This is a genomic window from Polynucleobacter meluiroseus (assembly GCF_900205755.1).
GTDB lineage: Bacteria > Pseudomonadota > Gammaproteobacteria > Burkholderiales > Burkholderiaceae > Polynucleobacter > Polynucleobacter meluiroseus.
The window spans coordinates 16,138-37,704 of sequence record NZ_OANS01000004.1; the positions used below are offsets into that span (position 1 = coordinate 16,138).

Sequence of the window (21,567 nt, forward strand, 5' to 3'; positions counted from 1 at the left end):
GATGAAACTGAAGTCCCATATTCCCTTATTGGTTGCGATCGTCGGGCTGATTTGTCTACCCCTCTTTATTCACAACCCTTATTACATTCACCTTGCTGAAACGATTCTGATTTACACCATTCTGTTGTTTGGTTTGGATATTGTGGTTGGTTATGTTGGTCAGGTGTCGCTTGGACACGCAGGATTGTTTGGCATTGGTTCGTATACCGCTGGTATCTTATTCTTCCATTTTGGCCTGCCAATTTGGGCAACTATTCCAGCATCTATTATCGTGACCGCGATCTTTGGCGGCATCTTGGCCTTGCCTGCACTCAAAGTGATCGGACCTTACTTGGCGATGGTGACCTTGGCGTTCGGCACGATTGCGCAGATTCTGATTAATGAAATGACCTGGCTGACTGAGGGCCCTCTTGGTATTAAGTTGGAGCGTCCAGCACTGATGGGTGTACCGATGACCAAGGCAGAATATTTCTGGCTGGTCTCAGCGGTCATGATCTTGGCTTTAGTTGTAGTCGATCGCTTTGTTAAATCACAAATGGGCCGTGCTTTCGAGGCGTTACGCGATAGCCCAGTTGCATGTGATTGCATGGGCGTATCCGTCTACCGCTTTAAAGTGATTGCGTTTGTGATTAGCGCCGGCTTTGCTGGTTTAGCAGGTTGCTTGTACGCTTATTCAGAGCAATATATTTCTCCTAACACCTATAACAATGAATTGGCTGTCCTTTTCTTGTTGGGCATCATCATGGGTGGACGTAAATCCCGTTTGGGCGCGGCCCTCGGGGCTGCCATCATCGTCCTCTTGCCAAAGTTGCTCGATGATGTGAATTTATTCCGCATTGTGGCCTCGATTATTGCGATCGTTGTTACTGTCGGTGCCGTTCTTGCCCTATCTAAGAAAATCACCACGCCAAAACGGGTTGCGATACCCTTAGCTGGAGTGATTGGTTTGGCGATCTTCTCTTTTTGGTTGGACAACATCTCCGACTGGCGTTTAAGTATTTTTGGCTTCATGATTTTGTTGGTGGTGTATTACTTGCAAAGCGGTATTGTCGGTTTTGCGAAAAGTTTCTACCAAGCCATTGTGGGTAAAACTAAAACAACGCGCGGTGAGGTATTGGAAGCCACTGATGATTCAGTGAGCTTTATTAATGCCATCGGCAATCAAAACTCAGGCACTGAGTTACTAAGAGTGGATTCTGTATTGATGCAGTTTGGTGGCCTCAAGGCGCTAAACAATGTGGACTTAAGCATTAAGCGCGGCACGATTCATGGTCTGATTGGGCCAAACGGATCCGGTAAGAGCACGATGATGAATGTACTTACTGGTATCTATATTCCTACAGCTGGCAATGTGCTGTATGCAGGTGAGAGCGTGGTTGGCAAAACGTCTTCTGATATTGCCTTATCGGGCATTGCGCGTACTTTCCAAAACGTCCAGCTCTTTGGCGAGATGACTGCAATTCAGAATATCTTGGTAGGATTGCATCACACCTTTAAGTCCAACATGGTGGAAATCGCATTACATCTGCCACGCTACAAGAAAGAAGAGCAAGAGGCGCGGTCTCGTGCCATGGCGCTCTTGAAGTTTGTCGGCTTGGAGGATTTGGCCAATGAAGAAGCGCGTAACTTACCTTACGGCAAACAGCGCTTATTAGAAATCGCCCGTGCGCTTGCCTTGGATCCAGAACTCCTCCTCCTCGATGAACCTGCTGCTGGTTTAACTGCGCCTGACATCAAAGAACTGCTGCGCATTATTCGGAAGATCCGGGATAACGGCATTACCTTTATTTTGATTGAGCACCATATGGACGTAGTGATGTCCGTATGCGATACCGTTTCCGTATTGGATTTCGGTCAAAAAATCGCTGAAGGCAAGCCCGCCGAAGTACAGGCAAACGAGAAGGTGATTCATGCCTACTTAGGTACTTAATCACAAGAACACTATTGAACCGGTAAACACTATGTTATCTATTAAAAATCTTGAAGCGGGCTACGGCAAAGTCAAAGTACTCCACGGTATTTCGATTGATGTACCTAAGGGCCAAGTCATTACTTTGATTGGCTCCAACGGGGCCGGTAAAACCACGACAATGCGTGCGATCAGCGGCATGATCAAACCTTCAGCTGGTGAAGTCACTTTGAGTGGTGAAAAAATTGATGGTTACAACTCCCATAAGATTGCGCGCTTAGGTTTGGCGCACAGTCCAGAAGGGCGCCGTGTATTTACGACGATGTCAGTTAATGACAATTTATTGCTTGGAGCTTTTCCGCGGTTTACAGGTAGCCGTCCCAAAGGCGATATCAAAAATGATCTTGAGCGCGCCCTCGAAATGTTTCCTCGTCTTAAAGAGCGTCGCAACCAACTAGCAGGAACATTGTCTGGTGGCGAACAACAAATGTTGGCTATGGCTCGCGCGGTGATGCTAAATCCAGAAATTATTCTTTTGGATGAGCCTTCAATGGGCCTAGCTCCGATTTTGGTTGAAGAGGTCTTTAAGATCATCACGAACCTCAAGTCGCAAGGGGTAACGATGTTGTTGGTTGAGCAGTTTGCCGCTGCTGCTTTAAACGTAGCTGACTATGGCTATGTATTAGAGAACGGCAAGATTGCGACTCATGGACCTGCTAGCAAACTTAAAGATGATCCTGCTGTGAAGGCTGCTTATTTAGGCGGCGGCGCGCACTAAGAAAAAATCAGAAGTAGTGGGCAATGCTTTGAATGAGCAGCCCACTAGCAATGATTAAAGTGAGTACGGCAAAGATTTGCTGAATTCGGGAGCCATCTAATTCTTTAACGATGGCTTGCCCTACTACCAATCCCATGAGAGCTGCTAGGGCAAATGGGACAGCGAGCTCTATATCAAGAGTGCCAGCAAATGCCGAAAGCATCGCGCCTCCACCGGAGATGATTGCAAGTACCCCCAAGGAGGTCGACACAATTGATCGTACGGGCAAGTTGGTATAGCGCTTGAGGGCGGGGACGATGATAAATCCTCCGCCAACACCTAGTAATCCAGACAAAAACCCAGCCAAGCTACCGGCAAACATCAGTGCTCGCGCACAAGGTAAGGTCCATTGCAGTTTGCCTGCTACGGGATTCATGAGGCAGGGTGGTGGCTTAGTCTTCGCTGGTGCAATACCTCTGATTTCATTTAAAGCTTGGAGATAAAGGCGTATTCCTACGAAGATCAAGATGCAGCTAAATAGAATTTGCAATGGAGTATTAGGTAATTTGGGGGCCAGCCAAAGTCCTATGGGTGCGAAGGCGAGTCCCACAATCGCCATTAACCCCGCCGCCTTGTAACGCAGAATTTTATTCCTAAGACCCAGGATTGAGCCTAGGCCGGCAGCCAATGCAATTGCACAAAGGGCTATCGGTGCCGCTTGTGCAACACTCAGGTGTAAGAAAAAAATCAAGAGGGGAACCGATAAAATTCCTCCGCCAGCACCCGTCAGACCCATAAGTAATCCCACGAGAATACCCAGTGCGAGGCTGATTAATATGGCGTAGTCCATTGCTAAAGATTTTATAGTACGTGTGTGAAATGTAGGTATATTGGTTGGAGTTGAAGGAGGGTATGTTGAAGTCTAATCACCACGCAGTAATTCAGGCGTTTTTGGATCCTGAGACAAGTACGTTTACCTACCTCGTGTATGAATCCGTCGGTAGCCCGTGTGTGATTATTGATCCCGTACTCAACTACGATGCTCATTCTGGTAAGACCAGCACCCAATCCGCTGATGCGCTAATCGCCAATATCAAAGCCAAGCAACTTGAGGTGAAATGGATTTTAGAAACCCACGCACATGCTGATCACCTTACTGCGGCACCCTACTTAAAAGGTGAGCTGGGTGGACAAATTGTGATCGGTCACCACATTACGCAAGTACAGACTGTGTTCAAAAGCGTTTTTAATCTTGGTCGGGAGCTTGAGCCCGATGGATCTCAATTTGATTGCTTGCTCAAAGAGGGTGATACGCTTTCTTTCGGCGACCTGACTCTCAAGGCTTTGTCTGTTCCAGGGCATACCCCAGCCTGCATGGCTTACGAAATCGGTGATGCTATCTTTGTCGGGGATACTTTGTTTTTGCCGGATGTCGGCACCGCCCGCTGTGACTTCCCGGGCGGTGATGCCAAAACGCTATATCAATCGATTCACAAGCTGTTGTCTTATCCCGCTGACACAAAGTTGTATGTCTGCCATGACTACCCCCCGGATGATCGTCAGCCTGCTTATAGCACCACTGTCGGCGAAGAAAAAATGCGCAATATTCATGTGCATGACGGCGTCTCAGAAGAGCAGTTTGTGCAGATGCGTACTGCAAGAGATCTCACGCTAGAGATGCCCGCCTTAATGTTGCCTGCGATTCAGATCAATATTCAGGCGGGTCACTTACCCATACTAGAATCAAATGGGGTTTCCTATCTAAAGATCCCTTTAAATCGCTTTTGAGTCTGCATTGCAAGTTATTTTTTACCCTTACCGTCAACAGGAGTGCTGATGAATTCTGAAGCGCTTGAGCAGCTGGTTATTACGAAAATGCCTTTTGGTAAATACGCGGGCCGCTATTTAGCTGAGTTGCCAGGAAACTACTTAGCTTGGTTTGCGCGCGAGGGGTTCCCAAAAAGCGAACTCGGTCAGTTATTAGAACTAATGCATACCCTTGATCACAACGGCTTAAGAGATTTATTGGCGCCGATTCAGAAGGCGCATGGAATCAGGGCGCGATCACAGCTGAGTTAGTGCTCACTACTTTGTTAGTGGCGCTAAGGTTTTTGAGAATTGGGATTGTGGGGCTCTATTTCAGGTAGGGGTAAATGAAAGTCTATTCCCGTGCGTTTAACTAATTCAGCATAAGAAATCGGCGGTGTCATCTGCGCTTCGTTGGTGTTTTCCACCCAGTAAGCCCAGGCAAGTTGCCTTTTGGGGTCATAAACCAATTTGTAAATGTAGCTCGGTATGGTGACGTTGCTCCGACCAATCACACCTTGCTTGCCTATCGATCCCGTATAGACATACAAACCGCCATGAATCCGTTTTGCGTAGCGCCTAGTCGGCTCTTCAACATTCTTGGCCCAAATCCCCTGATTATTCTGCCTAGCCTGGGGCATCATATTCGCCAATGAAAAGGACTGAGCCATGCCCTTCTCAGAGTGCATATCCCCTGCGGGGACGTTATGGCCCCGGTCGTAGCCACTTTGTCGGTAATCCGTAAGTAGGGCGCGCTCCTTGGCTGGGAGTCTGGCCTCCTCATAAAAGGAGTTGGTGCGCTTAGGATGGGCGGAAAGAAGCTGACTGCTGGAGAGCTTTTCAACGGCATAGATAGGCTTCTTATCGACCGGGGAGTAGTAAATAGCGAAGTCATCGAAGCATAAATCCCGTCCAATTTGCGCGGTGGTGGGAGTTTGTTGGCTCGGAAAGAAATCTTTGCAATCGTCAAAGAGTGCAAAGGCATTTACTGCATACATCAAGCCAAGCAAGAGAAAGGATTTTAGGAGGCGGACCATGTGCATGACAGTTTAGGTGTTCTGTATTTGGGTTGAGATACATTTTTCAGCGCAGCGGCGCCAGCTAAAAATACGTTCGCTTGAATGGCAATGCTACTAAGGGCGAACACTATAGGTAGAAAAAACCAACAGGGGTAATACTAAATATATGGGCTAACACCTATTTTTTAGTCACAAAATTGTCAAATAAGTCTGTTTTTAGGCACTTTTTTATACTATGAAATTAGTGCCTCCTAACCGCTATAAGTTATTGATTATTATGAATAAAATAATCAAATTAACCCACTAAGCCCAAATTTTGCTAAATACTAGACCTAAAAGTAGTTAAAAGTACTTCCTTTATTCTTGACTTGATATAAGAACCTTCTTAGGATGTCCTATGTTCTTAAATTATTGCAATGCAACATAAATGAGTTAATCATTTTTTGGGGTGTTGCAACAGACTAAATGAGTAAGTATCAAAGTAAACATCAAAGCAAACATCTTTCATATTTTTTGAATAAAAGATCTTTTTCTCAGCTTCAGGCTGAGGACGCAAAAGCACTTTTCGCATTTGCGATAGCCCCGCTGCACCGCACCTTAAACGCGATTTTACTAGTCGCTGTATTTCTAATTGTGGGTTTGTGGTTATCTGGAAACGGCACCAATGCGGGTGCTTTTGATATGGCTCGTATTTTGGTTCCAGACGAGGCGCGCCTGATAGTTTGGCAGGATGGCGCAGGTAAGCCTGCTGAGAATGCGCCAGAAGCTTTTAGCACAGTGCCTAGCACCGATATTGCCTCGGTCATTTACGATAAAGCGAAATCAGGCTTCTTCGGAGCCAAACAGCAGCCGATCGCCTTGTTGACGCCTTCGGTTGCCAACACGCAAGTTCGCCCGATTTCTCACTTATCTGACCAGATCCCCGCCTCGAAGATGGATCCACAGGCCTTGGATAACAATCTAATGGGCTCGCTACGGAACCAGCGCGCAATTGCAGACTTCTTTGAAAAGAAATATGGTCTAGATCGGGCCAAGATTGAAGAGTATGTCTCGAACACCGTATTTATTGCCAAAGAGGTCAACATCGACCCGGTTTTATTGTTAGCGGTGATTTCAGTGGAGTCTAACTTTAACCCTGCCAGCAAGAGTTCTGCTGGAGCAGAAGGCTTAATGCAGGTAATGACAGCTGTCCATAAGGATAAGTATGCGTTGTATGGTGGCGCGGCGGACGCGGTCAAGCCCGAGGTCAACATTCGGGTGGGTGCCTATATTCTCAAATATTTGATTGCGACATCAGGATCTCTGCGTAATGGCCTGAAGTCCTATGTTGGCGCTGCAAATGCAGACAGCGATGGGGGCTATACCGAAAAGGTATTGGCTGAAAGAAACCGCCTTATTGAGTTATGCCAAGTACGTTCGCCAAACAAGTTAACCTTAAACGGCAGTGCGCTGCGCTCTTAACTAGATTCGGCCCCAGCAAAACAAAAGCCATCTCATCAACTGAGATGGCTTTTTTCATGACGGCAGGTAAATTAATTAACGCCGTGCAATTCCACATCAAACACGAGCGTGGCATTAGGTGGGATTACGCCACCAGCGCCGCGAGCGCCATAACCCATCTCTGCAGGAATAATCAAGGTACGTTTGCCGCCAATTTTCATGCCTGCTACGCCTTCATCCCATCCCTTAATTACTTCACCGGCACCCAATTGAAAACTAAAGAGTTGTCCCCGGTCTAGGGAGCTATCAAACTTAACGCCCTTATGGTCGGGTGCTTGATCGTCAAAGAGCCAGCCGGTGTAATGAACGTCAACATACTTGCCAGCCGCTGCTTCATTACCGTCGCCTACTACGCTATCTATCTTTTGCATTTCATTCATGTGGATCTTCCTCTTTGACCTAAATTGAAGGGGTAGTATATTCCGAGCCATTGAATGCCAAGGTCTGAAAGCCCATTATTTGACCGGCCGCTTGCTCGAACTTCCTAACTAACGGTATTTAGAGTGTTTTCCTCTCTTGTATAGGGGGGTTATGCAGCAATCTAGAGCCAAAACAAGCTCATCCTGTCATGTCGGTGATTTAAAATAGGCTACAGCAGATTTAGTTAATCTTTCATCATCAAGGAACTAGCAATGGCCGCACAGAAATCAAAGATCATTTATACGCTCACAGATGAGGCGCCTCTCTTAGCAACCAGTGCGTTCCTGCCAATGGTGCGTACCTTTACGGCACCTGCTGGAGTAGAGATTGTGGAGAGTGACATTTCTGTAGCAGGGCGGATCTTGGCGGAGTTTGCTGATTGCCTGAATGAGCAACAACAATTCCCAGACAATTTGGGTGAACTCGGACGTATGACTTTGTTGCCTGATACAAATATTATTAAGTTACCCAATATCAGTGCATCCATACCCCAGTTACTTCATGCAATTAAAGAGTTGCAGACTAAAGGCTATGCAGTTCCAGACTTCCCGGATGATCCTAAAAATGACGCTGAAAAAGCGATTCGGGCGCGCTATTCAAAATGTTTAGGTAGCGCCGTTAACCCTGTCTTGCGTGAGGGTAACTCTGATCGTCGTGCGCCGCCAGCGGTCAAGCGTTACGCCCAAAAGAATCCCCATTCCATGGGCAAGTGGAGTCAGGCTTCCCGCACTCATATTGCCTATATGCATGGTGGTGATTTCTATGCGGGTGAAAAGTCAATGACGATGACCAAGGCATGTGATGTCAAGATGGACTTAGTAACGCAGAGCGGCAAAACGATTGTGCTTAAGCCCAAGGTTTCGTTGATTGCTGGCGAAATTATTGACAGCATGTTTATGAGTAAAAAAGCCTTGTGTGATTTTTATGAAAAAGAAATCGAAGATGCTTATCAGACAGGGATGTTGCTGTCCTTGCATTTGAAGGCCACGATGATGAAGATCTCCGACCCTATCCTCTTTGGTTACGCCGTCAAGATTTATTACAAAGCAGCTTTCGAGAAACATGCCAAATTATTTGCAGAGCTTGGGATCAATGCCAACAATGGCATGAGCAGTCTGTATGAAAAACTCCAAACCTTGCCAGAAGCGCAGCGCAATGAAGTGATCCAAGACCTTGAAGCTTGTCACGCGAAACGTCCTGGCTTGGCTATGGTGGATTCGGCAAAAGGGATTACCAACTTGCATTCCCCAAGTGATGTGATCGTGGATGCGTCGATTCCGGCGATGGTACGGGTAGGCGGAAAAATGTGGGGCGCCGATGGCAAGCTGCATGACACCAAGGCGCTCATTCCAGAAAGCACCTTTGCGCGTATTTATCAAGAGATGCTCAATTTCTGTAAGACCAACGGCAACTTCGATCCTACCAAGATGGGTACTGTGCCTAACGTGGGCTTAATGGCTCAACAGGCAGAAGAATACGGCTCACATGACAAGACATTTGAGATTCCAGAGGCAGGTGTAGCACGCATTGTGGCGGATGATGGCACGGTATTGCTCGAGCAACAGGTGGAAGAGGGTGATATTTGGCGCATGTGTCAGGTGAAAGATGCGCCTATTCGTGATTGGGTGAAATTGGCTGTCAATCGGGCGCGCTTATCGCACACGCCCGCCATATTTTGGTTAGATGAGTACCGTCCCCATGAGGCTGAGCTCATCAAGAAGGTCAAGACTTACCTTAAAGACTATGACTTAGCAGGGGTTGATATTCAGATCATGTCGCAGACCCGTGCGATGCGTTACACCTTAGAGCGCGTCATTCGTGGCAAGGATACGATTTCTGTAACGGGCAATATTTTGCGTGATTACCTCACTGATTTATTCCCTATTATGGAATTGGGTACCAGTGCAAAAATGTTATCTATCGTGCCTTTAATGGCTGGCGGCGGACTCTTTGAGACTGGTGCCGGTGGTTCAGCTCCTAAGCACGTTCAGCAGCTTTTAGAAGAAAACCATTTGCGCTGGGATTCATTGGGCGAGTTCTTGGCTCTGGCTGTATCGCTGGAAGACATCGGCGATAAAACTGGTAATCCCAAAGTGAAGATTTTGGCTCGTACTCTTGATGAGGCTACCGGTAAGTTACTAGATAACAATAAATCGCCTTCACCCAAGGTTTCCGAGCTCGACAATCGCGGTAGCCAGTTTTATTTGGCAATGTATTGGGCTCAAGCTTTGGCTGCGCAAACGGAGGACAAAGCGTTGCAAGCGCACTTTGCACCTTTGGCGAAGTCACTCACCGACAATGAACAACAGATTGTGGCTGAGCTCAAAGCGGTTCAAGGTAAGCCAGTGGATATCGGTGGTTACTTTAAGCCGGATGCTGAAAAGTTAGAAGCTGTGATGCGCCCAAGCACTACCTTAAATACTATCTTGCAAGCCGCACAAGTCTAATTGCCGGGGGTTTAAACACCCCCTGCAAGAATAGCTAAATAGTAAGAGAATGGGCAGGTGAAGCAATTCAAGCCACTTGGCTTACTAGAACGAAGGGTATGTAATGAGCTATGTAGACAAAACCATTTTGGCGAGTGACATTACTCCCAAGGCTCTCTTTGAGAATCGTCGCCAGTGGATTAAGTCAGCCGCCGCGGGTAGTTTTGGTATGGCTTTAGCGCCTTGGTTTTCACGGGAAGCCTTTGCCTCTGCCCCACAAAAATTGAGCGCTACACCCAATCCGCTGTATGTGGCTAAAGATCCAGCCACTAGTCTCAAGAATGTAACTACCTATAACAACTTTTACGAGTTTGGTACGGGTAAGTCAGATCCCTCAATGTATGCCGATAGTCTGCAAACTAGTCCTTGGACCGTCACGATAGACGGACTAGTCAAAAAGCCAATGACCTTGGATATCGATGCCTTGCTGAAGATCGCGCCAATGGAGGAGCGTATTTACCGTATGCGTTGTGTGGAAGGTTGGTCCATGGTGATTCCTTGGGATGGTTATGCGCTATCCAAGTTGCTAAATAAAGTGGAGCCTTTGGGTTCGGCTAAGTATGTGGAATTTGTGTCACTTGCAGATCCCAAGCAAATGACTGGCGTCAAAAGTAATGTGATTGATTGGCCTTATCGTGAAGGCCTGCGTTTGGACGAAGCAATGAATCCATTAACATTACTTACTTTTGGTTTGTATGGCGAAACGCTTCCCAAGCAAAATGGTGCGCCAGTGCGCATTGTGGTTCCTTGGAAATATGGCTTTAAGAGCGCGAAGTCGATTGTAAAAATAAGACTCACCGAACAAATGCCTAAAACTAGTTGGAACCTCATTGCCCCTAGTGAATATGGTTTCTATTCGAACGTCAATCCTTCAGTCGATCATCCCCGCTGGAGTCAAGCAAGCGAACGGCGCATTGGCGATGCAAAGGGCGTATTTGCTCCGAAGATCAAAACAGAAATGTTTAATGGTTATGCTGAACAGGTTGCAAGCATGTATACCGGCATGGATCTGAAGAAAGAATACTAAGACGGTGGCTGTTTAACGTGGTCATGAAAATACTTGTTTTTCTCTTGGCCTTGTTGCCTTTAGATCGACTGGTTTGGTTGGGCTTGAATGATGAACTAGGGGCTAACCCGATTGAATTCATTACCCGCTCGACTGGGACTTGGGCTTTAGTTTTGCTGTGCATTACTTTGGCTATGACGCCATTGCGCTTAATTACGGGCCTGCCCTTTTGGATTAAAAGTCGCAGAATGTTAGGTCTCTTCACCTTCTTCTACGCACTCTTGCATTTTCTGATTTGGCTTTGGTTGGATCAGGATTTTGACTGGGCAGCCATGTGGCATGACGTATTGAAAAGACCATTCATTACCATGGGCTTCGCAAGCTTCGTCATGTTAATTCCCTTAGCCATTACCTCAACACGCTGGGCTCAAAGAAAACTCGGTCGCCGCTGGATGCACTTGCACCGACTGATTTATGTGATCGCTTGCACAGCAATCCTGCACTATTGGTGGCATAAAGCGGGTAAGAACGATCTCGGAACAGTGACAATCTATGCTGCCGTCATCATATTGCTTCTAGCTTGTAGGTTACCCCTCGTGCGCAACAAACTCACTCTTTTTAGAGCTCCATTCATCAGGCAGAAATGAAACCTCAGCACTTTCCTCGTCTTTTGCTCATCGCGAGCCTGATGGTATTGACTTTTTCCTCTGGCCACGCACAAACTCAAGAGTTGGCTCCAGTTCAAACCATTGCCGCCTTAGATGTACCTCGCTATCAGGGCACTTGGTATGAGATTGCTAAATTCCCGAATTGGTTTCAAAAGAAATGCGTAGCTAACACCAAGGCAGTCTATTCCCTGAAACCCGACAGCACTATTCAAGTTCTCAATAGCTGCACCCTAGAAAACAAACAAGTTTCTACTGCGGAGGGCAATGCCCGACAAATAGGCGCAGCTGATTCTCCTAAATTAAAAGTGCGCTTTGCTCCCGCATGGCTTTCCTTCTTACCTTTTGTGTGGGGTGACTATTGGGTGATTGATTTAGACCCAAGTTATCAAGTTGCCGCAGTGAGTGACCCGCAAAGAGAGTATCTTTGGGTGCTATCGAGAACACCCCAGCTTGATCAGAAAGTGTATGAAGCATTATTAATACGATTAAAACAGCAGCAGTTTGATATTCAAAAGCTCGAACTGACGTCGCAAAGTGCTGACACCAAGCGCCAAGCGAATTAAAAATTAAACGACAGCTTGCCGTAGTACTGCCAGTTGTATTGTTGATACGTTTGTACTACTTGTTTGCTAGCACCGACTGCAATTAAAAAGTGCTTATTGAGGCGGTGTGTCACCATCCCATCAATCGGTACAAACCAGCCGCCCCCTGCGCTGTTATAAACCAAGCCGTTTTCATCCCACAAGCGTAGTTGTGTATCGGGTGCAAGGTTAAAGCCAAGGGTAGGGTAGAGCTCAAGTCTTCGGGCGAGTGCTTGCTGATTTACAGCGTTAGCTAAGTTTTGATTTTTAGCATAAAAGCCATACATATAACGCGCTAAGGGAGAGAAGTCGGATAGTGGAAGAGCGCCTTTGCTAGTCGGCAAAAAAACCATGCCGACTTGAGGGCCAACAGCCCACTGACTATTGTTGCCAAAAGGAAAAATCACTCTGCCGCCTAGGGTTGCATCCCAGCTTGACAAGAATCCAGGATGATTGCCCCAAAGGGTCAGCATAGTATTACCAGCAGAATAGTGACCTGGATTTTGGTTGGTAACGAGCGGACCATAGGCGTCTACGTAAGAGGTATCGATCCGCATCGTGCCGCGCCACTGATCATATTGCAAGGGCTGGTAGTAGCGAAGCTTAAGCGTATTGCTGGTGGTATCGCCAGATTCAGCAGCGTGATAACCCCAAAACTCTAAAATATGTTGGTTTGAGATTGTGCTTGGATCCCCCTTCAGATTAAAGAAGGGGATGGTGGCCTCGGTATTCTCAGCGTCATCAGCCCAAGTCGAAGTCGCTGTAGCAAGCAGGCAGAGGCAGAGAACAATCTGGCGCCAGTTCATATGGGTAATAATCTTACACAACTTGAATGACTACTTTATATATAGGGAAAAATATGGAACACACTGTTTTAGTGACGGGAGCGACTGCTGGATTCGGTGAGGCAACGGCGCGGCGCTTTCTCGCGGAGGGCCACCAAGTGATTGCGCTCGGCAGAAGAGAAGAGCGTCTAGAGGCGCTTAAGGCCTCCTTACCTGCTGAGCAGCAAGCAAAACTATTAACGCTTGCGGTGGATGTCTGTGACAGCAAACGAGTGGATGATCTTGCATCAAATTTGCCCGCCCAATTTAAACATGTCACTATTTTAGTTAATAACGCAGGCTTAGCCCTGGGATTAGAACCCGCACATCAAGCCCACTTAAGCGATTGGGATCAGATGATTGATACCAACATCAAGGGCCTTGTTCACATGACACGTGCTTTTCTGCCGGGCATGGTCGAGCGTCAGTGTGGGCATGTGATTAATTTAGGATCTGTAGCGGCAAACTATCCCTATCCCGGAGGCAATGTCTATGGTGGTACTAAAGCCTTTGTGCAGCAATTTAGCTTAAATATGCGTGCTGATCTAGTTGGTACCCCCATTCGTGTTACCTGCATTGAACCGGGCATGTGTTCGGGCACCGAGTTTTCTAATGTGCGCTTCAAAGGCAACGATGCAAAAGCAGAGACTGTGTATAACGGCGTCAAGGCTTTAAGTGCGGATGATGTAGCAGAGGCTATTTTTTGGACAGCCACCCTACCAAGTCATATGAATATCAATGTGATGGAACTCATGCCAGTGCAGCAATCGTTTAATGCTTTCAATATCCACCGTGGTGAATTTAAAGCGAGCTAAGTTGATTCACTGGATACAGTATTTTTCCATTGATAAAACTGAGGATAGACCCGCATTACCACGGGTCCGTCAAAGTCCCAAGATTTGCAGGTGCCCAAATAAAGGGGGGGCTGTTCTGGATTATTGGGATTAGAGAGTGTTCCTGGAATAGACTGAAAAGCCGCTGTAGCCATATTCGCTAAGAGTTCCCGTAAATGGGTGCAGCCTTTGATGCCGCCGAGGTGCTCGTTGATGATCTTGCGCCAGCCCTTACCAATGCGTGCGCCGATTAGCGCGTCCATGGGGGGTATCACTTGACTGCATTCAGGATGGGGGTGGCTGTCCATGGAGACTTCAATCGCTTTAATCTCCAGCGCTTGAGTCACGGTCAAACGAACCCACATGTCATGGAAGGGCTCGCCTGGTGCCCAGGTTCTTGAGCCAGTAATAAATGGGCGTGGCTTGGTATCACGTAAGTGGCCTTCAATGTCCCACAGGCCATCCTCACGGGCGAAACCCTCGAAGGTGGTTTGTCTAGTATGTAACAGGGCGCGAGCAGCTGGAGTAGATAACATGATGTCAGTAAAAGTAGTTTGTAATGCGATGCCTCATGATGATAATCAATTCATCTGCACAGATTAGAGGGAAGATTCCCTGTAGTATCCTGTGCAATACATGGCAAAACCCCTTTCCCTGGAAAAAATTCTGTTTAGTCAAGGCTTTGGCACTAGACGCTATTGCAGCGATCTGGTCTACGCTGACCTTGTTAAAGTAAATGGCGTATTGGCGGAAGACCCTGAAGAGCGCATCGCCCCCGAAAATTTGCTACTGAACGTCGAGGGCAAAGACTGGGAGTTTCATGAAAAGGCTTACATCGCCTTCAACAAACCCCTCAACTACGAATGCTCCCACAAGACTACCCATCACCCCAGCGTGTATAGCCTCTTGCCTAAGCCATTCGTCGAACGGGGGCTGCAATGTGTAGGACGCCTCGATTACGACACCACGGGACTGATTTTGCTTTCAGATGATGGGCAGTTCATTCATAAGATGACCACGCCCAAGAAAAATATTGGCAAGGTCTATCAGATCACTACGCCTGATCCCATCACGCCAAAGCAAATCGACCATCTCCTGACGAGTGTGACTTTAGACGATGACCCAAAACCCTGTGTTGCCACCGCATGTCAATTGCTAGATGAGAAGCTGTTAGCCATGACGATTGTGGAGGGCCGTTATCACCAGGTTAAGCGGATGATGGCAGCGGTGGGTAACCACGTTGCGGGCTTGCATCGCACGCAGATAGGCCAATATGTCATGCCGTCTGATTTGGCTGAGGGAGAATGGCGCTGGCTTTATCCCGCAGACTTAAGCTTGCTATCCCAAAGTGTCGATGCAGCCAAATAATGAAACCACCCAAAGGATAAAAAGTATGAGCTTAGCAACCAACCCCCAAGTACTCGCCGAGGATTTTGATTTTCAGAAAGCCATTCCTGAGTGGACGGTGCACCGGGCGGAGCATGCCATTACCCGCGACTTTGTATTTGTTGACTTTGACCGTGCGTTTGAGTTTATGACCCTTTGCGCGGCCTACGCCTCAGAGCTAGACCATCACCCTGAGTGGTTCAATGTCTGGAATAAAGTGAACGTACGCTTAAGTACCCATTCCAAAAAAGCCATTACTGAGCTCGATATTTTGATGGCCCAAGCAATGGACCGCTACGCCCAGCAAATTTCATAAACTCACTAGGCGTAATCGGAAAATCCAAAAAAGAGCAAATTAATGCTCTTCTTCTGCACCTTCATCACCGTCTTCAGCATTCATGCTCATGAGGATGGTGGCTAATAGGCCGTAGACTACCTCAGTAGCAATCATGCCATCTTCATCGAGCTCATCAATTAGGTCGTTAAGACATTCTTCAGTTGGCTCATTTAAGAGTGTCATGGCGCATTGGCAACCGTAGTCAAAGTCTTCGTCGTTTGGGGCTTGGGTTTCGTCAGTCATGTTCATCCTTAGTTGAACCTGCAGAATAGCAAATAATATTGCGCTAGCACAGCGCTTTTTAGCGCTTGAGGGAATTTTTAGCTTCAGCCCTAAAATAAGCCTTACTTTATTAATCGAACCTCAATCTTTAGGCTCTTATGAACGCCCTCAGCCAAGCCTATTCCTCCCATTCAGCCCTCTTTTTTGTATTGGCCTCGTTGAGCGTACTGGTGGTTGGCATCTCAAAAAGTGGCTTCGGTGCTGGTCTTGGGGTGTTGTCACTGCCACTCATGGCAAGTCAGTCGAGTATTAATGAAGCTTTGGCGATTTTATTACCCTTGCTGATTGCAATTGATCTGGTCGGATTGCATCGTTTCATTAAAAACGCGGATTACGGCATTCTGAAGTTAGTCGTTCCGCCGGCACTATTAGGAATGCTGCTCGGTTACCTCTTTTTTACGGCAATCACCCCGAAAATACTTTCGCTCTCCATCGGTATATTCACTCTACTTTTTCTAATCCAAAACCTCATATTGCGTCGCTTAAGTCAAAAAGAGGCGACCCCGTTTCCTTGGCTAGGAAGAATCATGGGAATGGTGTCTGGTTTTACCTCCTTTGTGGCGCACATAGGTGGGCCGCCCATTATGGTATACATGCTGCGAAAAAATCTTGCCCCAATGATCTATACCTCCACATTAGGGGTATTTTTTATGCTTATTAATCTCAGCAAATTAATTCCTTACACCCATTTAAATTTACTGAAATTCGATCAGTTTTTTGTTTCTCTCTTACTGCTCCCGCTGGTGCCCATGGGAGTTTATTTTGGTTTTTATTTGGCAAAACACATTTCCATGAAGTTGTATTACATCCTTGTGCAATTTTTCTTGGCAGTCGCCAGTGTGAAATTGATAGTTGATGGTTTAATGGCCTAAAGCACCCTTAAGGAAAAATATGAAACTCACTGCATCCCTATCTGCCATCTGCCTAGGAGTGCTCACTTATTCCTTGGTTGCAGAGGCGCAGATGCAGACTTACTCGCCTTACACTCCAGAGCAAATCAAAGTATTTAATGAGCAGCCGCTCTCGCCTACTGAAACTCCCGAGGGTCCGATTTACGGCCCAAATCAAGCCCCAGTAGCCAAATCCCAAAATGCTTTACCTAAGAATTATGTAAGTCAGCAGCGTGGTGAACAAGAGGCTGAAGCCCAAGAAACCGAATCCGCAACGCCTTTTGATCCGATGGCAGCAACCCTGCGCTTTTAGTACCGACCAATTGAGAAGACTGACTCTGCATTACTGTAAGATTGACTCTATATTTTAGGAGAATCCCAATCATGAAAAAAACCTTCCGTTGTTTAGCATTAAGTGCACTGGTATTGGCGGCACTCGCCCCTGCAGCCCAAGCCCAATCGAGTCTACCGATCAATGCTGCAGCATCAGTCAATGGAGTCATTATCACTAGTGATGCAGTAGAGCAGGGTATCAAGTCAGCGATTGCGCAGGGTCAAAAAGAGTCTCCTGAATTGCGTAATCAAATTTTATCCAGATTGATTGAAATCTCCCTGTTAGCGCAACAGGCAGATAAAGATGGCTTGGCAAATACCGATAGAGCCAATACCCAACTTGCTTTTATTCGTCAGAATTATTTAGCGGATTTAGAGATGTCTACTTTCATAGCTAAAAATCCAGTAACCGATGCTGAGGTTAAAGCAGAATACGACCGTGAAGTTGCTTCCTTAGGTCCCCAAGGTGAAATCGTTGAATACAAGGTGAGCGATATTGCCGTAGCAACCGAAGCAGATGCACTGGCAGCCTTAGCCAGAATTAAAAAAGGCGAGTCATTTGATAAGGTAGCGAAGAGCGTGTCTTTGGGGGCAAACAGAGAGCAGGGTGGATTAGTAGGTTGGGTGCAAGCTGGTCAAGCACTTCCTCAGGTTACGGCAGTATTGGTTAAGCTAAATAAAGGCCAGATTTCACCAGAGCCAATTCAAATGCCGCAAGGATATTTCTTGGTAAAGTTGGATGATAAGAGAATCTCAAAACCACCTACTCTTGAGCAAGCTAAGCCTGCAATTCAAAATCGCTTAATACAGAAGAAGCAATTTGAATACCTGACTAAGATTAAACAAGATGCAAAAATTATCGTCCAGTAAATTTAGTAGTGCATTCTGATGAGGGCGCCCAGTTAGCGCCCTTTTTCATTGCTTAAAAGCGTATTTAGGCTTTGAGATTTTTTGGAGGAGGAATGCGAATTTGACTATTTAATAAATCAATCGCTGCAGCCCATTCGGCATCTTTGAGTAATTCGTCTCTTAAGAAATCTCTTTGATCTTTTGTAAAGAAATCCACTTCTGCTAGAACAATAGAATCTGCTAGTGGGGCATGTTGCGCAATAAATTGGGTTATTTCTGCATGTCCTGATGCTAAGCCTAGCTGCTCAAATAAATCTTTGAGGGGATGAATAATGGATTTCATGTTTTATCCCTGGGTTGTACAGATGGTTGTTGGACATTAGCTCCAATAAGTACATAGTACTGCGGTATTGACCAAATAGCCTACTGACATAACAATAGTTCGGGTATAAGATAAGTGCGTGAGCACATATAGATCAGAAACAGATAGCTTGGGGAGTATCGACGTTCTACAAGACCGATTGTGGGGCGCGCAGACGCAACGCTCATTAATTCAGTTCGCTATTTCTACTGAAAAAATGCCCTTAGAATTTATTCGTGCGTTAGCTTTAGTTAAACAGGCCTGTATTGTGGTCAATCAAGAATTAGGCTTGCTACCCGTACAAAAATCGGAGCCCCTGTCGCGGGCGGTGGCTGAAGTCCTATCCGGTAAGTTGGATCATGAATTTCCCTTGTCTATTTGGCAAACAGGGTCTGGTACTCAAACCAATATGAATATGAATGAGGTTCTTGCCAACCGAGCCATCCAGTTCATGGGCGGGCAGTTGGGTAAAGATCATTACCTGCACCCGAATGATGATGTCAATTTAGGGCAATCTTCAAATGACGTCATTCCCACGGCTATGCATGTGGCAGGGGCTCAGCAAATCACTACTCAGTTATTTCCAGCCCTGATTCATTTGTTAGCAAGTTTGGAAAAAAAGAAAAATGAATTTGCTAGTATTATCAAAATAGGTAGAACCCATTTACAAGATGCCGTGCCTTTGACGCTTGGACAAGAATTTTCAGGCTATGTGGAACAACTGCAATTAGCCAAACAGGCGATTGAACTGGCTCTACCTCAACTATACGCGTTGGCAATTGGCGCAACAGCCGTCGGTACCGGTTTTAATACCCATCCTCAGTTTGGCAAGCGAGTAGCGGAAGTACTTAAGAAGGAGACTGACCTTCCTTTTTTATCCGCACCTAATAAGTTTGCCGCACTCGCGGGGCATGAGCCAATCGTTTTTGTTCATGGGGCTCTAAAAGCTTTAGCTGTTGCCTTAATGAAGATCTCTACAGATATTCGGTGGTTGGCATCTGGCCCGCGATCTGGCTTGGGTGAGTTGAGCATTCCTGAAAATGAGCCAGGAAGCTCCATCATGCCTGGCAAGGTGAATCCGACCCAATGTGAGGCCTTGGCAATGCTTTGCTATCAAGTGATGGGCAACGATGTCACCATCAGCTTGGGCGCCGCTTCTGGAAATTTTGAACTCAATGTTTACAAACCCGTCATTTTGCATAATTTTTTGCAGAGTATTCGTTTGTTAGCCGATGGGATACGCTCATTTGATCAATTTTGCGCACAAGGTATTAGTCCAAATATAGAGCGCATTGATGAATTGATGCAGCGCTCATTAATGCTGGTGACTGCCTTGAGTCCCCACATTGGATATGAGCATTGCGCAACAATTGCTAAACAAGCACACGAAAAAAATCTCAGCCTCAAGGAGGCGACATTAGCGAGTGGCTTTGTTACGGAAGAGCAATTTAATAAATGGGTTGATCCTAAGGCATTTATTCAGTAAACGACTTAAAACTGTTCAGGCACTAAAGCAAGCGTAGATTTACTACCTTCAATAATAGAGCCTGCTATTCCAGGTGCCTTGGTCATTAGGTGCTCCGCATGAAATCGGGCGGTAGCAATCTTAGCTGAATAAAAAGCGATATCTTGCCCCAACTTTTGTTCCGCTACTAGTAAGGCTATGGCCATTTTCCAACCAGACACTAACAAGCCAGTAAGCATCAGATAAGGAACGCTACCTGCAAATACTGCTTTGATGTCGGTTTTTACATTTGCCAGAATGTAAGTAATAGCCTCTTCAAACACCTCTCGTGTAACAGCTAGTTGCTTGAGCACCGCTAAGGCATCAGCGGATGCGCTAATGGCAAGGTCACGCTCAGTCTGCTTAATTTGTTGAGCAAGAAGACGGGCAATAGCGCCGCCATCGCGCACTGTTTTTCTGCCAACAAAGTCATTTGCCTGAATTGCGGTAGTACCCTCATAAATCGTCAGAATACGGGCATCACGATAGTATTGTGCAGCACCCGTTTCTTCAATAAAACCCATGCCACCATGCACCTGCACACCAAGGCTTGCCACCTCAATCGACATCTCGGTAGAGAAGCCTTTAATTACCGGCACCAGAAATTCATAAAGCGCCATTTGTTCTTTGCGTACGGCTAGATCAGGATCATGGTGCGCCCGATCCGACATGGCAGCTGCCACATAAGCCATTGCGCGTGCACCTTCTGTATAAGCGCGCATCGTCATTAACATCCGCCGTACATCTGGTTGATGAATAATGCTTACCGGTCCAGGAGAACCTATGAGGTCACGACTTTGTACGCGATCTTTAGCGTAGTGAACGGCTTTTTGATAAGCGCGATCTGCAATCGCAATGCCTTGCAAGCCTACTGCGAAGCGAGCGGCATTCATCATGACAAACATGTATTCCAGTCCGCGGTTTTCTTCGCCGATCAAATACCCAATTGCACCGCCAGCATCACCAAATTGCAGGACAGCAGTAGGACTAGCTTTAATGCCCAGCTTATGCTCAATCGACACGCAATGCACGTCATTACGTTCTCCTAAAGAACCATCTGCATTGACCAAAAACTTAGGCACAACAAATAGAGAGATACCTTTGACGCCTTCGGGCGCATCTGGTGTGCGTGCTAAGACAAGGTGCACGATATTTTCAGTCATATCGTGCTCACCGTACGTGATGTAGATCTTAGTACCAAAAATTCGATATATGCCGTCTGACTGGGGTACTGCGCGTGAACGAATCATCGCCAGATCAGAGCCGGCTTGCGGCTCAGTCAAATTCATGGTGCCGGTCCATTTACCACTCACCATATTGGGTAAAAAGCGATTTTGGAGTTCTTCGCTGCCTGCAGTCAACAGGGCCTCAATGGCGCCATCCGTCAGCAAAGGAGCGAGTGCAAACGAAAGGTTTGCCGCATTCGACATTTCTATGCAGGCTGTTGCAATGAGCTTAGGTAAGGCTTGACCGCCAAACTCTGTCGGGTGAACAACTCCTTGCCAGCCAGCTGCAGTGTATTGTTGAAAGGCCGCTTTAAATCCTGGTGTAGTAGTGACCACGCCATTTTTCCAGGTGCTGGGATGTTTATCGCCTTCCCAGTTTAGGGGCGCTAACACCTCCTCGCAAAACTTGGCTGATTCTTCTAGTACTGCGTCAGCGGTTTCAGAGCCGCAGTCTTCAAAGCCCGGCAGGAGCGTCAGTTGATCTAGTTGCGCAAGCTCATTCATGACAAACAGCATGTCTTTCACTGGGGCGGTATAGCTCATGACAACTCCTGTAAAGGCAAATGCGGTAAAGTGGTAAAAACCGGGTT

General features: G+C 46.7%; 24 protein-coding genes. 16 read left to right on the forward strand and 8 right to left on the reverse strand.

Translation table 11 applies throughout. From position 1 onward, the window contains the following. Position 1 precedes the first annotated feature (1 nt). Both CP950_RS07385 and CP950_RS07390 read left to right on the forward strand, forming a co-directional pair. Entirely contained in the window at positions 2-1,930 is a 1,929-nt protein-coding gene (locus CP950_RS07385) for an ABC transporter permease subunit (protein ID WP_096674436.1), read from the forward strand. 31 nt (positions 1,931-1,961) lie between these two features. Continuing rightward, positions 1,962-2,687: an ABC transporter ATP-binding protein gene (locus CP950_RS07390; RefSeq protein ID WP_096673952.1), complete on the forward strand. Its 726-nt coding sequence runs from the start codon at positions 1,962-1,964 to the stop codon at positions 2,685-2,687. A gap of 7 nt (positions 2,688-2,694) precedes the next feature. On the opposite strand, the gene CP950_RS07395 is transcribed toward CP950_RS07390, so the two are convergent. Beyond that, complete coding sequence (locus tag CP950_RS07395) at positions 2,695-3,516, reverse strand: sulfite exporter TauE/SafE family protein (protein ID WP_096673954.1); 822 nt, start codon at positions 3,514-3,516, stop codon at positions 2,695-2,697. A 62-nt stretch (positions 3,517-3,578) separates the two neighbouring features. On the opposite strand from CP950_RS07395, the gene CP950_RS07400 reads away from it, so the two are divergent. Next, positions 3,579-4,454 (forward strand): MBL fold metallo-hydrolase, encoded by an 876-nt coding sequence (locus CP950_RS07400; protein WP_096673956.1) that lies wholly within the window; start codon positions 3,579-3,581, stop codon positions 4,452-4,454. Between the two features lie 48 nt (positions 4,455-4,502). Next, positions 4,503-4,745, forward strand: a complete 243-nt coding sequence (locus tag CP950_RS07405; protein ID WP_096673958.1) for a DUF3820 family protein — start codon at positions 4,503-4,505, stop codon at positions 4,743-4,745. A gap of 23 nt (positions 4,746-4,768) precedes the next feature. Here the strand turns inward: CP950_RS07405 and CP950_RS07410 are convergent, their stop codons facing one another. Further along, positions 4,769-5,509 (reverse strand): DNA/RNA non-specific endonuclease, encoded by a 741-nt coding sequence (locus CP950_RS07410; protein WP_096673960.1) that lies wholly within the window; start codon positions 5,507-5,509, stop codon positions 4,769-4,771. Positions 5,510-5,956: 447 nt separating this feature from the next. Between CP950_RS07410 and CP950_RS07415 the strand changes: the two genes are divergently transcribed. Next, positions 5,957-6,952, forward strand: coding sequence for a transglycosylase SLT domain-containing protein (locus CP950_RS07415; protein ID WP_096673962.1), 996 nt, complete (start codon positions 5,957-5,959; stop codon positions 6,950-6,952). A 71-nt stretch (positions 6,953-7,023) separates the two neighbouring features. Here the strand turns inward: CP950_RS07415 and CP950_RS07420 are convergent, their stop codons facing one another. After that, the gene (locus CP950_RS07420; protein WP_096673964.1) at positions 7,024-7,371 is read right to left on the reverse strand and encodes an FKBP-type peptidyl-prolyl cis-trans isomerase; all 348 of its coding nucleotides are present in this window, start codon (positions 7,369-7,371) and stop codon (positions 7,024-7,026) included. A gap of 252 nt (positions 7,372-7,623) precedes the next feature. On the opposite strand from CP950_RS07420, the gene CP950_RS07425 reads away from it, so the two are divergent. The 4 genes from CP950_RS07425 (at position 7,624) to CP950_RS07440 (ending at position 12,134) form a co-directional block, all read left to right on the forward strand. Continuing rightward, positions 7,624-9,858, forward strand: a complete 2,235-nt coding sequence (locus CP950_RS07425; protein WP_096673966.1) for an NADP-dependent isocitrate dehydrogenase — start codon at positions 7,624-7,626, stop codon at positions 9,856-9,858. 103 nt (positions 9,859-9,961) lie between these two features. After that, positions 9,962-10,924 (forward strand): protein-methionine-sulfoxide reductase catalytic subunit MsrP, encoded by a 963-nt coding sequence (gene msrP / locus CP950_RS07430; protein ID WP_096673968.1) that lies wholly within the window; start codon positions 9,962-9,964, stop codon positions 10,922-10,924. A gap of 23 nt (positions 10,925-10,947) precedes the next feature. Then, on the forward strand, positions 10,948-11,550 hold the full coding sequence (locus CP950_RS07435) for a protein-methionine-sulfoxide reductase heme-binding subunit MsrQ (protein WP_096673970.1): 603 nt from the start codon (positions 10,948-10,950) through the stop codon (positions 11,548-11,550). Then, positions 11,547-12,134 carry a lipocalin family protein gene (locus CP950_RS07440; RefSeq protein ID WP_243391950.1) on the forward strand — a complete coding sequence of 196 codons (588 nt, stop codon included), beginning with the start codon at positions 11,547-11,549 and terminating at the stop codon, positions 12,132-12,134. The genes CP950_RS07435 and CP950_RS07440 overlap by 4 nt, the downstream gene beginning before the upstream one ends. Here CP950_RS07440 and CP950_RS07445 read toward each other — a convergent pair. Then, positions 12,131-12,958 (reverse strand): hypothetical protein, encoded by an 828-nt coding sequence (locus CP950_RS07445; RefSeq protein ID WP_243391951.1) that lies wholly within the window; start codon positions 12,956-12,958, stop codon positions 12,131-12,133. The two genes, CP950_RS07440 and CP950_RS07445, sit on opposite strands and share 4 nt — an antisense overlap. A 53-nt stretch (positions 12,959-13,011) precedes the next feature. Between CP950_RS07445 and CP950_RS07450 the strand changes: the two genes are divergently transcribed. Further along, complete coding sequence (locus CP950_RS07450; protein ID WP_096673972.1) at positions 13,012-13,791, forward strand: SDR family NAD(P)-dependent oxidoreductase; 780 nt, start codon at positions 13,012-13,014, stop codon at positions 13,789-13,791. On the opposite strand, the gene CP950_RS07455 is transcribed toward CP950_RS07450, so the two are convergent. After that, complete coding sequence (locus CP950_RS07455) at positions 13,788-14,345, reverse strand: DUF2889 domain-containing protein (protein WP_096673974.1); 558 nt, start codon at positions 14,343-14,345, stop codon at positions 13,788-13,790. The genes CP950_RS07450 and CP950_RS07455 overlap by 4 nt on opposite strands. Before the next feature lie 100 nt (positions 14,346-14,445). Between CP950_RS07455 and CP950_RS07460 the strand changes: the two genes are divergently transcribed. Beyond that, the gene (locus CP950_RS07460; protein ID WP_096673976.1) at positions 14,446-15,177 is read left to right on the forward strand and encodes a pseudouridine synthase; all 732 of its coding nucleotides are present in this window, start codon (positions 14,446-14,448) and stop codon (positions 15,175-15,177) included. A 25-nt stretch (positions 15,178-15,202) separates the two neighbouring features. Further along, on the forward strand, positions 15,203-15,511 hold the full coding sequence (locus CP950_RS07465) for a 4a-hydroxytetrahydrobiopterin dehydratase (RefSeq protein WP_096673978.1): 309 nt from the start codon (positions 15,203-15,205) through the stop codon (positions 15,509-15,511). Between the two features lie 39 nt (positions 15,512-15,550). Here the strand turns inward: CP950_RS07465 and CP950_RS07470 are convergent, their stop codons facing one another. Continuing rightward, on the reverse strand, positions 15,551-15,775 hold the full coding sequence (locus tag CP950_RS07470) for a hypothetical protein (protein ID WP_096673980.1): 225 nt from the start codon (positions 15,773-15,775) through the stop codon (positions 15,551-15,553). Positions 15,776-15,912: 137 nt separating this feature from the next. Between CP950_RS07470 and CP950_RS07475 the strand changes: the two genes are divergently transcribed. The 3 genes from CP950_RS07475 (at position 15,913) to CP950_RS07485 (ending at position 17,907) form a co-directional block, all read left to right on the forward strand. Next, a complete protein-coding gene (locus tag CP950_RS07475) occupies positions 15,913-16,686 on the forward strand; it encodes a sulfite exporter TauE/SafE family protein (RefSeq protein WP_096673982.1) in 774 nt (257 codons plus the stop codon). 19 nt (positions 16,687-16,705) lie between these two features. Further along, on the forward strand, positions 16,706-17,017 hold the full coding sequence (locus tag CP950_RS07480; protein ID WP_243391952.1) for a hypothetical protein: 312 nt from the start codon (positions 16,706-16,708) through the stop codon (positions 17,015-17,017). Positions 17,018-17,088: 71 nt separating this feature from the next. Beyond that, positions 17,089-17,907, forward strand: a complete 819-nt coding sequence (locus CP950_RS07485) for a peptidylprolyl isomerase (RefSeq protein ID WP_096673984.1) — start codon at positions 17,089-17,091, stop codon at positions 17,905-17,907. Positions 17,908-17,971: 64 nt separating this feature from the next. Here CP950_RS07485 and CP950_RS07490 read toward each other — a convergent pair whose 3' ends face one another. Further along, positions 17,972-18,229, reverse strand: a complete 258-nt coding sequence (locus CP950_RS07490) for a DUF2789 family protein (protein ID WP_096673986.1) — start codon at positions 18,227-18,229, stop codon at positions 17,972-17,974. A 118-nt stretch (positions 18,230-18,347) separates the two neighbouring features. On the opposite strand from CP950_RS07490, the gene fumC reads away from it, so the two are divergent. Beyond that, positions 18,348-19,733: a class II fumarate hydratase gene (fumC, locus tag CP950_RS07495; protein WP_096673988.1), complete on the forward strand. Its 1,386-nt coding sequence runs from the start codon at positions 18,348-18,350 to the stop codon at positions 19,731-19,733. A gap of 5 nt (positions 19,734-19,738) precedes the next feature. Here the strand turns inward: fumC and CP950_RS07500 are convergent, their stop codons facing one another. Next, positions 19,739-21,520: an acyl-CoA dehydrogenase gene (locus CP950_RS07500; protein WP_096673990.1), complete on the reverse strand. Its 1,782-nt coding sequence runs from the start codon at positions 21,518-21,520 to the stop codon at positions 19,739-19,741. Positions 21,521-21,567: the final 47 nt, after the last annotated feature.

What these genes read in the sequence shown, in the direction of transcription:
- CP950_RS07405 (WP_096673958.1), top strand. Translation starts at nt 4,503, where the DNA reads ATGAATTCTGAAGCGCTTGAGCAGCTGGTTATTACGAAAATGCCTTTT.
- CP950_RS07415 (WP_096673962.1), top strand. Translation starts at nt 5,957, where the DNA reads ATGAGTAAGTATCAAAGTAAACATCAAAGCAAACATCTTTCATATTTT.
- CP950_RS07440 (WP_243391950.1), top strand. Translation starts at nt 11,547, where the DNA reads ATGAAACCTCAGCACTTTCCTCGTCTTTTGCTCATCGCGAGCCTGATG.
- CP950_RS07470 (WP_096673980.1), bottom strand. Translation starts at nt 15,775, where the DNA reads ATGACTGACGAAACCCAAGCCCCAAACGACGAAGACTTTGACTACGGT.
- CP950_RS07450 (WP_096673972.1), top strand. Translation starts at nt 13,012, where the DNA reads ATGGAACACACTGTTTTAGTGACGGGAGCGACTGCTGGATTCGGTGAG.
- CP950_RS07485 (WP_096673984.1), top strand. Translation starts at nt 17,089, where the DNA reads ATGAAAAAAACCTTCCGTTGTTTAGCATTAAGTGCACTGGTATTGGCG.
- CP950_RS07410 (WP_096673960.1), bottom strand. Translation starts at nt 5,509, where the DNA reads ATGGTCCGCCTCCTAAAATCCTTTCTCTTGCTTGGCTTGATGTATGCA.
- CP950_RS07420 (WP_096673964.1), bottom strand. Translation starts at nt 7,371, where the DNA reads ATGAATGAAATGCAAAAGATAGATAGCGTAGTAGGCGACGGTAATGAA.
- CP950_RS07465 (WP_096673978.1), top strand. Translation starts at nt 15,203, where the DNA reads ATGAGCTTAGCAACCAACCCCCAAGTACTCGCCGAGGATTTTGATTTT.
- CP950_RS07435 (WP_096673970.1), top strand. Translation starts at nt 10,948, where the DNA reads ATGAAAATACTTGTTTTTCTCTTGGCCTTGTTGCCTTTAGATCGACTG.
- CP950_RS07400 (WP_096673956.1), top strand. Translation starts at nt 3,579, where the DNA reads ATGTTGAAGTCTAATCACCACGCAGTAATTCAGGCGTTTTTGGATCCT.
- CP950_RS07390 (WP_096673952.1), top strand. Translation starts at nt 1,962, where the DNA reads ATGTTATCTATTAAAAATCTTGAAGCGGGCTACGGCAAAGTCAAAGTA.
- CP950_RS07500 (WP_096673990.1), bottom strand. Translation starts at nt 21,520, where the DNA reads ATGAGCTATACCGCCCCAGTGAAAGACATGCTGTTTGTCATGAATGAG.
- CP950_RS07460 (WP_096673976.1), top strand. Translation starts at nt 14,446, where the DNA reads ATGGCAAAACCCCTTTCCCTGGAAAAAATTCTGTTTAGTCAAGGCTTT.
- CP950_RS07395 (WP_096673954.1), bottom strand. Translation starts at nt 3,516, where the DNA reads ATGGACTACGCCATATTAATCAGCCTCGCACTGGGTATTCTCGTGGGA.
- CP950_RS07480 (WP_243391952.1), top strand. Translation starts at nt 16,706, where the DNA reads ATGAAACTCACTGCATCCCTATCTGCCATCTGCCTAGGAGTGCTCACT.
- msrP (WP_096673968.1), top strand. Translation starts at nt 9,962, where the DNA reads ATGAGCTATGTAGACAAAACCATTTTGGCGAGTGACATTACTCCCAAG.
- CP950_RS07475 (WP_096673982.1), top strand. Translation starts at nt 15,913, where the DNA reads ATGAACGCCCTCAGCCAAGCCTATTCCTCCCATTCAGCCCTCTTTTTT.
- CP950_RS07490 (WP_096673986.1), bottom strand. Translation starts at nt 18,229, where the DNA reads ATGAAATCCATTATTCATCCCCTCAAAGATTTATTTGAGCAGCTAGGC.
- CP950_RS07445 (WP_243391951.1), bottom strand. Translation starts at nt 12,958, where the DNA reads ATGAACTGGCGCCAGATTGTTCTCTGCCTCTGCCTGCTTGCTACAGCG.
- CP950_RS07425 (WP_096673966.1), top strand. Translation starts at nt 7,624, where the DNA reads ATGGCCGCACAGAAATCAAAGATCATTTATACGCTCACAGATGAGGCG.
- CP950_RS07385 (WP_096674436.1), top strand. Translation starts at nt 2, where the DNA reads ATGAAACTGAAGTCCCATATTCCCTTATTGGTTGCGATCGTCGGGCTG.
- CP950_RS07455 (WP_096673974.1), bottom strand. Translation starts at nt 14,345, where the DNA reads ATGTTATCTACTCCAGCTGCTCGCGCCCTGTTACATACTAGACAAACC.